Annotated in this window: 9 protein-coding genes; 5 read left to right on the top strand and 4 right to left on the bottom strand. The window is 59.2% G+C overall.

What is annotated here, in order from left to right; translation table 11 throughout:
* The first annotated feature begins 171 nt into the window (after positions 1-171).
* Positions 172-597, top strand: a complete 426-nt coding sequence (locus tag HDE77_RS16265) for a YciI family protein (RefSeq protein WP_184418971.1) — start codon at positions 172-174, stop codon at positions 595-597.
* A 213-nt stretch (positions 598-810) separates the two neighbouring features.
* On the top strand, positions 811-2,097 hold the full coding sequence (locus HDE77_RS16260) for an RNA polymerase sigma factor (RefSeq protein WP_184418970.1): 1,287 nt from the start codon (positions 811-813) through the stop codon (positions 2,095-2,097).
* Between the two features lie 101 nt (positions 2,098-2,198).
* Here the strand turns inward: HDE77_RS16260 and HDE77_RS16255 are convergent, their stop codons facing one another.
* Positions 2,199-2,798, bottom strand: coding sequence for a cadmium resistance transporter (locus HDE77_RS16255; RefSeq protein ID WP_184418969.1), 600 nt, complete (start codon positions 2,796-2,798; stop codon positions 2,199-2,201).
* A gap of 730 nt (positions 2,799-3,528) precedes the next feature.
* On the opposite strand from HDE77_RS16255, the gene HDE77_RS16250 reads away from it, so the two are divergent.
* The 3 genes from HDE77_RS16250 to HDE77_RS16240 all read left to right on the top strand — a co-directional run bounded on the left by HDE77_RS16250 (position 3,529) and on the right by HDE77_RS16240 (position 6,282).
* On the top strand, positions 3,529-5,148 hold the full coding sequence (locus HDE77_RS16250; RefSeq protein ID WP_184418968.1) for a sensor histidine kinase: 1,620 nt from the start codon (positions 3,529-3,531) through the stop codon (positions 5,146-5,148).
* The gene (locus tag HDE77_RS16245; RefSeq protein ID WP_343206128.1) at positions 5,148-5,744 is read left to right on the top strand and encodes a response regulator transcription factor; all 597 of its coding nucleotides are present in this window, start codon (positions 5,148-5,150) and stop codon (positions 5,742-5,744) included. The genes HDE77_RS16250 and HDE77_RS16245 overlap by 1 nt, the downstream gene beginning before the upstream one ends.
* A gap of 130 nt (positions 5,745-5,874) precedes the next feature.
* Positions 5,875-6,282, top strand: coding sequence for a response regulator transcription factor (locus tag HDE77_RS16240; protein ID WP_184418966.1), 408 nt, complete (start codon positions 5,875-5,877; stop codon positions 6,280-6,282).
* A gap of 120 nt (positions 6,283-6,402) precedes the next feature.
* Here the strand turns inward: HDE77_RS16240 and HDE77_RS16235 are convergent, their stop codons facing one another.
* From HDE77_RS16235 to HDE77_RS16225, 3 genes are read right to left on the bottom strand one after another with little or no spacing between them, the layout of a single operon-like run.
* Positions 6,403-9,492, bottom strand: coding sequence for a tyrosine-type recombinase/integrase (locus HDE77_RS16235; RefSeq protein WP_184418965.1), 3,090 nt, complete (start codon positions 9,490-9,492; stop codon positions 6,403-6,405).
* Complete coding sequence (locus HDE77_RS16230) at positions 9,489-12,077, bottom strand: hypothetical protein (protein ID WP_184418964.1); 2,589 nt, start codon at positions 12,075-12,077, stop codon at positions 9,489-9,491. Before HDE77_RS16230 ends, HDE77_RS16235 begins: the two co-directional genes overlap by 4 nt.
* Positions 12,074-12,604 carry a hypothetical protein gene (locus tag HDE77_RS16225; protein ID WP_184418963.1) on the bottom strand — a complete coding sequence of 177 codons (531 nt, stop codon included), beginning with the start codon at positions 12,602-12,604 and terminating at the stop codon, positions 12,074-12,076. The genes HDE77_RS16230 and HDE77_RS16225 overlap by 4 nt, the downstream gene beginning before the upstream one ends.
* Positions 12,605-12,814: the final 210 nt, after the last annotated feature.

The raw sequence follows: 12,814 nt of genomic DNA, 5'->3' as shown, positions 1-12,814 counted from the left end.
AGGCTCTGTCCCAGAGCTTGAGAATATTTCCAGAACTTGATGGGTGGATGTGTCGATACCGGAAATGTCGATCTGTCCGGTGGCGGTTCGTCGTATCGTTAGAGCCTGGGTTCAAACGGTGTTCCGTTCGCCAGCCCGGCTCCCCACCCCCAACTTGAAGGAGAGACGAAGATGCGATTCATGGTGATGGTCAAAGCCAATCAGGACTCGGAGGCCGGCGTGATGCCGAGCGAAACCTTGCTGGCCGAGATGGGCAAGTTCAACGAGGAGCTGGTGAAGGCCGGCGTGCTGCTGGCGGCCGAAGGGCTGCAGCCGACGTCGAAGGGCGCACGGGTGAGGTTCTCCGACAGCAAGCGCAGCGTGATCGACGGGCCGTTTGCCGAGTCCAAGGAACTGATAGCCGGTTTCTGGCTGTGGCAGGTAAAGTCGATGGAAGAGGCCATCGAATGGGTCAAGCGTTGTCCGAACCCGTTTGAGGGGGAGTCGGAAATCGAGATCCGCCAGGTGTTCGAGGCGGAGGATTTTGGTGCCGAGTTCACGCCTGAGCTGCGGGAGCAGGAAGAGCGTATTCGCGCGCAGATGGCGGTGAACCTGTAGTTTGGTTCGATACGGGCATCCCCCTGCTCTTTGGGAGGGGCTGATCTTCAGCGCGAAGAGCGACCTCACCCCAACCCTCCCCTGCGAGCAGGGGAGGGAGCACATCCGTGAGCAGGAGAGGGGCACATCTACTGCTGGAAAAGCGGACCGAGCAGCATCGGGCACCATGGCCGCCCTTGCGTCGACGAGGTTCAGGTGATGTGATCAGTCGTCATGACAGCGACCGATACCCACCGCACCATCGATGCCGTCTGGCGGATCGAATCGGCCAGGCTTATTGCCGGCCTTGCACGCATCGTGCGCGACGTCGGTCTGGCCGAGGAGCTGGCGCAAGATGCGCTGGTCATTGCGCTGGAACAGTGGCCGCAATCCGGCGTACCCGACAATCCGGGTGCGTGGTTGATGACCACCGCGAAGCATCGCGCGATTGACCGGCTGCGTCGTAGCAAGTTGCTCGAGCGCAAACACATCGAGCTGGTGCACGAGCTGGAGGCCGAACAGGAACAGACTGGGCTGAAGATCGAAGCCGCTCTGGACGACCCCATCGGCGACGACCTGCTGCGCCTGATGTTTACCGCCTGCCACCCCGTGTTGCCGGTCGAGGCGCGCGTGGCGCTGACCCTGCGGTTGCTCGGCGGCCTGACCACGGAGGAGATCGCGCGGGCGTTCCTGCAGCCGGCATCGACGATTGCCCAGCGCATCGTCCGCGCCAAGCGGACGCTTGCCAAGGCCGAGGTCCCCTTCGAGGTACCGCGCGCTGATGAGCTTGCGGCGCGTCTATCGTCGGTACTCGGTGTGATCTACCTCGTCTTCAATGAGGGTTACTCGGCGACCGCCGGCGATGACTGGATGCGCCCTACGTTGTGCGAGGAAGCACTGCGTCTTGGGCGCGTACTGGTGGGTCTGATGCCACGGGAGTCAGAGGTGCATGGCCTCGTTGCGTTGATGGAGATCCAGGCATCGCGTTCACGTTCGCGCGTCAGTCCATCGGGTGAACCGATCCTGCTGCTCGAACAGAACCGTGCGCAGTGGGATCGCTTGTTGATACGTCGCGGATTCGTGGCCCTCGATCACGCAGAAAAACTCGGCGGTGCGCTGGGTCCGTACACCCTGCAGGCGGCGATTGCTGCGTGCCACGCGCACGCGCTCGCGGCGCAAGACACTGACTGGGAGCGCATCGCAACACTGTATGGAATGCTCGCGCAGGTCGCGCCTTCGCCCATCGTGGAGCTGAACCGCGCGGTCGCCGTTGCCATGGCTTTCGGTCCCGAGCAGGCCATCGAACTGGTCGATGCGCTGAGGGCCGAGCCGGCGCTGGCCAACTATCATCTGCTGCCGACCGTGCGCGGCGACCTGCTGGCCAAACTCGGGCGCCTCGACGAGGCACGCGCGGAGTTCACGCGTGCCGCTTCACTCACCCAAAATGCGCGTGAGCGTGAACTCCTCCTCGGGCGTGCTCAGGCATGCGCCGGCAGTTTAGGATACTCGACGCCGCGCTAAGGTACGCGACCGACCGACCGACCGACCTTGCCGCGGCGCGGGGATTTGCTTGCAACGGACGACCGAGCCTTCGCTGCCGCGCGAGGTAATCAGCGGCGCATTTAAAGTCCGATCTGCCGGAGCGTCCCACTCTGCTGAAGGACGGAAATCCCGATAGCGATCAGCATCCATGGAAGAATAACCTCACCATAGTGCTTTATGCGCGATCCAAGGACTGGGTGTGAGACTAGATAGTTGGCGCCGGAGCACCACACTCCCATCATCGCGAGTAGCGTCAGGGTTATGACGGCGTCGTCCGACACGGCTCGGCCTGCATAAAGAGGCGTGTAGACCGCAACGTTGTCAGACCCGTTACTGATGGCGACTACGGCGACCAGCCACGCGGAGATGGGTTTTCTGTCAGTGCGAGGCGACTCACCGGCACCGGCGATATCGCCGGCAAACCAGCGCCTGAAGAGCTTCGCGAGTCCGATGCCCAGCGGCACGATTTCTAGAAAACCAACGTACGAATGCGGTACAGAAAGCATGAGCCCGGCACAACCTAGAGCGAACGCAATCAGCACCAGGGAACCACAGACGTGACCCAGCATGACTACACCCGTATGCCCTTTGGATGCGCCCAAAAAGGCAAGAAGCACGGTCAGGTTGTCGACGTTCGTTGCTGCGTACGCGATGACGGAAACCATCAGTAAATTCAGCATCGACTACCTTGGTTTCTGGTTGAAGCTTAACGGAGAAACCCATTCGCAAGCTGCAGGCGCGAAAAGAGTTGGAAGTTTTTTTTGGCTGGCCGTTCTGTCGGCAGGTATCGCTTTCGGGCGCCACAAATCTTGAGTGGCAAGTCAGAACAAGAAGCCGATAAGTTCCTTGCTGAAGGTTTTAATGGAATCTCGCTGAGCCACAAGGGACAAAAGGTAGCAGCGCGGTGACGACCATCGCAATGGCGCGCTGATGGTCGAACAGCTCGATGCGCATACGGCGAAATGCTCGCGCTCCAGTACCTGGATGACTCCCGTGCGCTCGGCACCACGCGCGCCACCCGCACCGAGACCGGCCGAAACCGAATTCATGCAACTGAGATAGCCATCAAGGCTCGCAGTAAGCGTATCGGCATGGGCGCGGTTGTGCTCCGCAGAAACAAGCGAAGGCCGCCATGGCCTTTGATGCGCCCGATGCCCTTGTCAGTGCAGATTTTTGCTGCAGGCTGCGCGCGTGGGAAGGGCAGAAGCAAGTACAAAAACTTACGAACTCACACTTGGCGTAATTTCTTTGGCGTCATAACAGGACTCTTACGATAATTGTTCTACGTTTGCTTCACGGCGGTGAGACCAGACGTTCGAGTCCACGGCCTCGATACGCGTAGTTCGCGTGTCATTGAGCAGTGACGTGCCACGGACCCTTCCAATCCCCGTGCGCCGCATGGAGGTATGCATGGTAAAGGCGGCTGTAGCGGATGCATCTCTTTCGCTTGCCTGGGGCGCAGGCCTGTTTGCAGGAGGCTATGTTGCGCAGCTCGCCTCGGGTGTCTTACGGGGCTTTCATTCGGAAATTCCCATGATCTGGTTTCCGGGAGCGGTGCTGCTCGCCGCGCTCTTGAGTGCACCGTTGGCAAGTTGGTTGCCTTGCACCGTGGGGATGCTTGCTGGCCTCGCGGCGATTGCGTTGACGTTTCAAATAGAAGTACTCCAAGCGTTGTTTACGGCGCTCCCTGTCATTTTGGTGGTGCCTGTCTTCGCGTACTTCATCTTGCGCCGGCAGAGAAATATGCCGGCATTTGAAGATTTTAGAGCGGTCGGCGGATTTCTGATACTGGCGGTTGTGCTTCTTCCGCTAGTCAGTGGAACGGCTGTCTATCTTGTCAGCAGCTATGCGACATTGCGTGACGTAGCCATTGGTGGGTGGCTAAACACGGTATGCGCCCACGCTTTAGGCTATGTCCTCTACGTGCCCGTTTGGCTGAGCCTGGCGAACCCCAAGTGGTGGTTCCAGCGCGACAGGCGGGATTCGTCAACCGTGGCTATCGCAGTTGTTCTGCTCGTCGCGCTCTGGTGGACGTGGCTAGAATTTGGCACTCAGCCCATAGTCAGGCCGATGCTGCTGATTGCCCCTATTCTCATCGTCATCTGGGCTACGCTTCGACTGCGCATGCCTGGGATTTGCCTCATGTTGCTGGCGATTGCGGTTATCGCCGCCCATATGAACCTTGCGGGCTTCGGCCCATTCATGGAGCAGGGCGTCGAACACCCTGCACTAAGTCTTCAGCTCTGGACGCTTACGTTGTCCATGGCATCGTTGCTGTTGGCTACGCTGATGGAACAGCGTCGATCCGGGCAGCAAGCGTTGGTTAGCAAGCATCGTGAGGTGCATGATCTCGCTCTGCGGCTGATCGCGGCACAGGAGCAGGAACGCACGCGGATCGCTCGTGACTTGCATGACGACATAAGCCAGCGGCTCGCGTCGTCCTCGATAGAGCTCAGCGCGCTGCGCCGCCGGGCCGATCCCGCGTTGCGCGGTGACATCAGCCAGGTCCAGAACGAACTGATCTCGCTATCGAAGGACCTACGCCATATTTCGCACGAGCTGCATCCAACCATGCTGCGCCAAACGGGGCTTGTGGCAGCTCTGAATGAGCTCGGCGTGACCCACGGACGGATGGAAGGTCGTGAGATCGAATCGCATATATCTGCGCAGGCGGATCTACTTTATGACGAGGCCGCTCTATGTCTTTATCGTGCAGCGCAAGAGGCGATCAGCAATGCGATTCGACATGGGGACGCGCACCATATTGTGGTGTCCCTGGAAGTTGGAGGTTCGTTTGCGGAGTTAACTGTCGTTGACGATGGCAGAGGATTTGAGGCGGGAAAATCGGGCGAGGCTGAAATGCCTGGTCTGGGCTTGGTAAGTATCGATGAGAGGGCAAAGCTACTGGGGGGTAGCTTCGACATTCGCACCGGCTTGGGAAAGGGGACAAAAGTATGCATACGCATCCCGATTTCACCGTATCCATTGCACTATCCGAGATATCAGGGGGACAGCGTTCCCGGATCCTAGTGGCAGACGATCACCGCATTGTCGCCGAAGGCATCAAACGCCTGCTTGAAGATGATTTTGACCTTCTCGAAATCGTTGTCGACGGACCGGCTCTCATCAATGCCATACATCGGCATTCGCCGGATCTGGTCATCTCGGATATCACCATGCCGGGCTGCAATGGCCTGGAGGTGCTTAAGCAGGTACGTGCCGAAGGCAGTAGCGTGCCCTTTATCTTTCTGACCATGCACATCGAACCAGCTCTCGCCGTATCGGCAATGAGCGCTGGCGCCAATGGTTACGTATTAAAGTGCTCAGCTGGTGAAGACTTGCTCACCGCGGTGCGCCAAGTGCTGCTTAGGGGTACCTATGTGACGCCATCATTGGGCGCGCGATTCGTCAGTGGCAATTTGTATGAGTTGAATAGTCTGACGGCCAAGCAACGTGAGGTGCTGCGGCTTGTTGGGCGAGGTCTCAGATCGAAACAGATCGCCGGAGATCTTGGAGTTTCAGTGCGCACTGTTGAGGCGCACAAATACACGATGATGCAGATACTTGGCGTGCATACGACGCTCGAACTGGTACGTCGGTCCGAGGAGCTCGGCCTTCTCTTTTGAAGCTTGCGGATTGTGCTTAGTCCGGAGCGGTATTTTTACCTAGCTAAATTCAGTTCAATTTCTCTAGCAGGGAGTTCGCCCACGAACGAGACTCGTCACAATTCATCATTCATGACGAGTGGGCAGCATAGTGAATCGAGCCACAATCATTCTCGCGGACGACCATCAGCATATCGCCACGCAGCTTCGTTATCTGCTTGGTGAGACATTCGAGGTAGTTGCCGTTGTAGGTGATGGCCAAGCTCTGGTCAAAGCGGCGGCTCGATTGCATCCAGACATGGTGGTGACTGACATAAGCATGCCGGGCATGGATGGCATTCAGGCGGCGCGGGAAATGCTTACTCGTCAACCCATGCTTCGCATCGTATTCATCACGGTACATGAGGATATTGCGCTTGCGCGCATAGCGATGGAGGTCGGGCAGGGCTATGTGGTGAAAGCATCTGCGGGGGACGAGCTGGTCGAAGCAGTGAACGCGGTGTTGAATGGCGGGAGGTTCGTTTCCGCCTCTCTGGGGCCGCTTGATGATTCGTTTTGATCATGGCATCGAATCCGAGGCTCTGTTAAATGGCGTCGAAGCAGGCTTGCAGAGAATGCCTTGGATGATCTTGCCCTGTGTTATGTGCAGACGGCCCTCCATATCACTGCGAGCTACGCTTTACAAAACGTCATTCATGTCTGCAAGACTCGGCACGAGAAGCCGGCGCGGAGCACGCCACATGGGGGTGCGGAGATCGTGAGCCACACGCAAGCTTTGCAGAGCGACGGTATAACCGGGGCAACGCTCGAAGCTGAGAGACCCTTCGAGCCATGGGAGCTTGCCAATGCGCAGATGAGCCCATTCAACCTGCGGTCCCGGACCACATGGTTTGGGCCGGTAGCTCCAGCTCGGCCCCGCGTTTGCTGGATGCGCGATCACACGCAGTCGATCGCACCATCGATTGTCAATCAACTGGCGCCACCGGTCTTCGCGCTGAGTCGGTGGGCAGTCCACCTCGTGCCCGTCGATTCGCTGGAGCTCGACAAACACCACAGCGTCGTGCGGTAGCACCCGAAAGAGAAACCCAAGTACCGTCACGCAGTCCTGATCGCTGGCAAGCACCCAGCGCTTTTCCGCGTAGAGGAGGCGGCTCAAGGCATCGTATTCATCAGGCGATGGGTTGTGGCGATCCATGGCATGGGCCAATTTCATAAACTCGGCGCGATCTTGCTTGCGTTGCGGCAGGCGAGGGATCCATAGCGCAGGTGCGCGGCGTGCATCTTTCACACTTGGGAGGAGGGCGCCGAAGATGCGCTGCACGGACTCATCCGGGCACCCCATGACTTCAGCGATTTGCCGGGCGGGAATGCCGCTGACTATCAGTTGGCACACGATGGGTACCGTCGTGATGCGCAACGATCCGCGAGGAGGAGCCTTAAGGCCTATCTGATCAGCAGTCGCTTGGTGTACGCGGCGCTGTAAGTCGCTGGCATGAACGGTTTCCCAGTGGATGAGCCACAGTGCCTGGGCACGGGTGACGTTCTCCCGAATTCCGGTGGAGGCCGCCTCGCGCCACTGCTTGATCTGGCGACGTTGAGTGCGTTCGCGCAGATCAGCCAAACGCGCGATGAGCTCGGTCGGCAACTCCTTAAGATCGCGGGCCAGCACCCACGCCTGGTAGAGCGGGCGAAGATGCAAATAATGGTGGAGCCCGGTGAGCGGTGAGCTGTGCCCCAATAGGCGCGCCAATGACTGCGTCCACGTGGCGGGCAGACGGTTGGGCGGAGCCAGCGCCGCGTCAGGGCACAGTGTCAGGACCAGGCTGGCTACCCGGGAGGGTTTGAAGCGCTCGGGGTCAAGTCCTTGTAGGGGCAACGAGCCGATGCCAGGAATCTCCCAGGAGAGCATCTGCAACATCAGCCAATTGGCCGCAGAGTGACGCAGGCTGTGGAATGTGATATTTGGATCGCCGGTGACCTCACGAAGCGCGGTGACCAGCTGATAGCGCTGATCCCGGGAGGGTGGTGCCTGCGCGCGATCAGGCGTAGCGAACAGGTACGTTTTCGTCGGAAGACGACCCAGTGCTGTGAGTGTCTGCGCATGGGCATGCAACCGTTGTCGTTGATCGGCGGAGAGCAACTCATGCAGCGGGATATCTCGACGACTCGAAGTTCTCTTAAGAGAACGGTCCGCGTGTGCGCGGATCTCGAGAGTCAGGCGCCCGTCGGGAAAGATCTTCAGGTCGCTGAGCCGAGCGTGCGTGAGCTCGCGCAAGCGACACGCCGAGGCATAAGCGACCTCCCCCAGAAGGCAGCTTCCAGTTTCCGTGGGCTTCATCACCTTCACGCGGTTCACCGCGCGCGCCACCTCCTCATCGGTGACCACGATCGCGCGGGCACGGTGGGGAAAGTTAAGGTCTTCGATGTCTTCCAGATCGCATTCCTCCAAGATCGGGAAGTGCTGGGTGGCGAAGCGGTGCAAACGGAACAACTGCTGGGGCGTCTGTTTGTCCGAAGATAGGCGTGGGTGGGCGGCCGCCAAAAGGATGCTTTCCCAACTTTGTGGGTCCGCCTGCCACGTGCCTTCTTTGTTGCAGACAAACGGCATTTGCAGGCCTGCGGCATGTGGCACGTGACGCAAGGCGGACAAGTAACGGGCCACCGAGCTTGGTTTGGCTTTATAGGTGTCGAGATAGTGTTTGGCCAGCGACGCCAGTAATGCGCACAGCGGGTCGGGTGCTGCGTCGCGCTGCCGGTCAACTGCGTCGATGATGGACGCCCTGTTGGATCGCTTGCCTTTCAGGTCCTTTTGCAATCCCTCAAGGAAGACGTTACTGACCGCAGGAGCCGCGGGAAGATCAGCCGACCAGCTTCCGCTCGTCAGCGTCATTTCTTCCTTCCGCTCCTTCACTTCCTTGAGGTGCTCATGAACCAGCAACGGTAAGCCCGACATCACGCGTGCCCGTGCGGAGGGCAATAAGGAAGTGTCGGTGACCCTGCCGAGAATAAGTTCTACCAGCCAGTCCGGCGCGTCGCGTCGTACGCGCATCTTTGCCGCATCGAGGAACTGCTTCAAATTGACGTTTTCGTCTAGCTTGGCCAGCAGGAAATTGAGTACATTGGCCACTTCCTGGTCGCGCAACAGCGTTTCGCGATCTCTATAACGCGCCTGGAACGCCCGAAGAGCGAGGACAGCCTCCGGGGGCGGTACGATCCACGGAAGGGCCACCGATTCATCTCCCTGAGGGATGTCATCACGGATCAGTGTTTTCAGAGGCATTCGTGCTAGCGCTTCCAGCGTGGTCTCCATAACCAGGCCACCTCGACAGACGCAGAGAAACAATATTTCTGCAGCGGCCAAGTCCGGCGTGAGTTCGGCGGGCGGCAGCTTCAACCGCCAGGCGACATAGCGCTTTTCCAAGCGGTCTGCGACCGCCGCTCCTCGCTGGCATGGCGAGCTCAGTGGGCTCGGCGTCGGATGATAATCCGTCAGCGGGCCGGGGACATCGATGCCGGGGTAGTCCGCAGGTACCACGACCTCATGTACCACCAGCATCAACTGACGCAGCCTGGGGTGCTCAACGTGGGGATGGTGTTTGCGCCAAGTATGCTCACGGTTATACAGATGCCTGAGCTCAAGCGTACCGCGCCTGGCGACCAGTTGCTCGAAGAAATCGGCCATCTCGATGGCCACCTGACGCATTGTCTGGGCGAGTTCTTCGGAAACGGACATGCGGGCCAGGACATCGTCTGCGACAACAAAAGTCATTCGTCGGTCCGATGGGGATTCAGGAAAACATTCCTGAGGTGACGGATGAGTGGCATGGTTGTGTCGCGCAGAAGGGGGCCGCTGGAATGGTGCAGTGGCCGAAAGTCTTCTCGGCCCCATGCGTGATGACCCAGTAGCGAATCGATGGCCGCTGGCGGGTAGTTGCCCTCGGCGAGGACCGAACGGGCGGCGTAACGCAGGCCCGCTGGCGATATGCGTTCACCGTGTGCCTTCCACGCATTGTGCAGATCAGCCATGCATACAGGACGCCAGAGCCACTTACCCTTCTGCACAATGAGTTGTCCCATCGGTGGGGACCGAGCGCCGGTGTTTTCTCCGCGTAAGGTTCGCTCGGCTGCGGCGAGTGATTTACGGACCTCGTCGCCGAGGTCCGGATGGTGTGCGTCGCGCAGGGCATCGGCCAAGCGCGAGAGCCCCATGTGGTCGATGTCGTCCAGCGGCAGCGAACGCAAGTGGTTCCCTTTGTCTGCAAAGGTCCAATAGTCACTCGTGATGGAAAGTGTTGTCCCTTTGCGCCAAATATTGCGACGAGCCCGTAGCGCACGTCCTGCAGTGAGTTCGAAAACGGTCAGCAACACCGCCGTATTGATCCGTGAAGCAGCATCCCTTCCACTGCGAACAACTAATTGCATGGCGCGTTTGGCGTCTCCCTTGAGAAGGGAGTGACCTTTTCGAACCGCCTCAGGCGTTAGGCAACGACGGGAACCGACCCGTCCCTCAAGTGGAGTGATGTCAGGCGTCGGGAGGTCAAGTTTTTCTCCGCACAACGCCTGCCATGCCTTGACTTGGGTATTTATGAAAATCCGCGCAAGCTGGGACCTGGGGACGTTGGTGTAAATCGCTTGCGTGCTTGCGGCCTTGAACAACCACGGGGCCACCAGGCACGCAAGCCCCGGGTCAGTCGTACCGGCCTGGGTCAGCGCGGCCAGATGCATACCCATAGTGTTGCCGGCAGTGGCGCGCATACCGGGGTAGGCAGTCGCCAGACGTTTGGCCATCTCATCGATTGTGTGCGCCCACCTATGGCTAGGCATTTTCACCAGGTGTGACGTTTCGTTGTCATCGCTTTCCCAACGGGCACCGACTTCGATGAGGGTATGCGCGAGCCAGATAGCTATGGTCGGGTGGATGGGCAGCACGATGCGCTCGAGGCTGGAGTGCAGCCAGTCTGGGTCGCATTGCGACATGGCAAACGGCGCAGCCAACGTGGGGAGAGGTACTTGCAGCGTTGCGGTGATGTCCCCATTGCAGCGATAAATACGTAACCCCGACTGCGTCCGGTTGCGTGGGCTATGCAGCGCGATTCGCGCTAGTTGCCGGATGCCTACGCCAAGCACGGTGACGAGGACTAGCGAGAGCTTCGTATAGGGCGAGCTTCTAGGTGCATCCCACCAGAGCGGCCCCAGCCCGAGATCCGTCTTTTGCGCGCGAATCCAGAGATCCTCCCCTCCTGTATCGAGATCCTCCTGCGAGTGCGTGGCTGGACGCTCTGCCAGGGCGATGGCGGCGCGTCGCTCATTGGCAGTTGCGCTGGGGGATAGTCGGATCTCTACACGAGCGGAACCTATGGGCCAACGATCGCCATCGCTGGCCGGTTGGTCAGCATCGCCTTCGGATGCCCAGTCAGTGGCGTCACACTCATTGCCCTCGTCCTCGGCTTCAGATGCCCAGTCAGCGGCATCACACTCATCGCCCTCATCCTCACTTTGGTCGAGGCTTGGAGAGCGGGTAAGCACGCGAGGTGGAAGATTGCCATGATGGCCATCGGCCGCGTCTTCGTCCTGGCTGGACACGTACAGGTACTGGCGAAGATCCTCGCAATCCTCCAATCCGTCGGCTTCGACTCTCGGACCTCGCATGCCACGCTGGATGCCGTAGACCCCAGGCCGGTCCGCATTGACGTTTCTTCGGGCCGAATCGTGTAGCAGTTTTCCAAGCGCTATCAGGGTATCTTGAGCGCCATTGGTGCTGGAAAATACCTCTTCGTCATCACGGGTGTCGCCTTGGACGGGCAGGCATTGCACGATAGCCGCTACCGAATTCAAGGTCTCCAGATCCGCCGGCGGCGCGTACGCAAAGCCGCTCCCGGACCGAGGTGGCTCAGCGAGGCGACGAAGTTCTAACCCGACCTTGTAGCAGCGCTCGTCAGTGAAGACATCGGGCGATCTCATTCGCGCCATTAGGATCGTGGCGATCAACGCGCCGTGCACGGGTGGATCGACGTAGGTCAGTGGCGTTGCCAGCGCGCAGAGCAGAGGCTCTTTGAAATACCAGCCATGCATTCGTAGTGGTGAGGTGACCGGTTTATTCAGTGCAACGTCCAGCTCAAAAAGAAGAGGCTCCTCATCAATGGCCTGACATGCCCGAAACCATTCAGGGGCGTCAGAGGTGTCATTGAAAAGGTGTAACAGCGTCGGAAGCACCCACCGCAGGCCGACGCGGCAATGGTCGACAAACGGTGGAACGGCGGTCATTTCACCTGAGCTGCTGGCGAGCGCTAAGACGGCCTCGATCAAGGCAAGAGCGAGAGATTGATGCGCAGGCATAACAATGTTGTCACTCATATCGTCGTCCCTGCGGTCTCGATGATCGTTTTGCGGCGGGTGTACGTTCGTGATGCGCCCGCTTCCTGGCGGACGCGTTTGACCGACCGTTTTGAACAACTGAAACGTCTAGCCAACTCTTCGATCGAAAGATCCATCACGCTGCAATGCGATGTCCGAAGCAGCCGACGCAGTAATGAGGTTCGATCTCTGAGGTTGTAGCGCGCCAGAGCGATCTCGCGTGCCGGCCATTGCGACCAAAATCCTGCAGTGAGATCGGAGGCTGATATAAGGATTGCGAGCACGTATACCGCGATATTCCGTTCGTTGGCCTGGTGAAGAGCGCTCGTATACGCGTCGATGCCTCCGACGACACGGGGCGGCTTCTCCTCGGTGATCAGCACCGTGCCCGAGGACCACAGTGGCACTGCATGACCAAGCGAGAAAGGCAGAAGCGGCACGTTCGTCGAGCCGTCCTTTAGCGGGATATCTGTGTGAAAGCCGACAAATTGTTTGACGGAAAGGCGTTTCACTATCGATACAGTCATACGCGGCCGTCCTCCGCGGTGTGACAGTTTCCCCTGAGATCGGGGAGGCCACTGGCGACAAGGTGCTGAGGCAGTACGTTCGCGTTTTGAGGGGGGATGGGACGAGAAGGCATGAATGTATCTCCCGGCTGATGATCCTAGTTTGAGGCCGTCCGCCGAGGGTTCTTGCCAGCAAACCCCCTTCTCAAGCTCGTTCTACGGGCAGAAAAC

The organism is Rhodanobacter sp. MP7CTX1 (assembly GCF_014205795.1).
Taxonomy (GTDB): domain Bacteria; phylum Pseudomonadota; class Gammaproteobacteria; order Xanthomonadales; family Rhodanobacteraceae; genus Rhodanobacter.
Note: the sequence above shows the minus strand (reverse complement) of the source record. Positions and strands in the feature narration are given on the sequence as shown.

Bases quoted from the DNA above. Each gene is read 5' to 3' on its own strand.
- HDE77_RS16265 (WP_184418971.1), top strand. From the start codon at position 172: ATGCGATTCATGGTGATGGTCAAAGCCAATCAGGACTCGGAGGCCGGC.
- HDE77_RS16260 (WP_184418970.1), top strand. From the start codon at position 811: ATGACAGCGACCGATACCCACCGCACCATCGATGCCGTCTGGCGGATC.
- HDE77_RS16255 (WP_184418969.1), bottom strand. From the start codon at position 2,798: ATGCTGAATTTACTGATGGTTTCCGTCATCGCGTACGCAGCAACGAAC.
- HDE77_RS16250 (WP_184418968.1), top strand. From the start codon at position 3,529: ATGGTAAAGGCGGCTGTAGCGGATGCATCTCTTTCGCTTGCCTGGGGC.
- HDE77_RS16235 (WP_184418965.1), bottom strand. From the start codon at position 9,492: ATGACTTTTGTTGTCGCAGACGATGTCCTGGCCCGCATGTCCGTTTCC.
- HDE77_RS16230 (WP_184418964.1), bottom strand. From the start codon at position 12,077: ATGAGTGACAACATTGTTATGCCTGCGCATCAATCTCTCGCTCTTGCC.
- HDE77_RS16225 (WP_184418963.1), bottom strand. From the start codon at position 12,604: ATGACTGTATCGATAGTGAAACGCCTTTCCGTCAAACAATTTGTCGGC.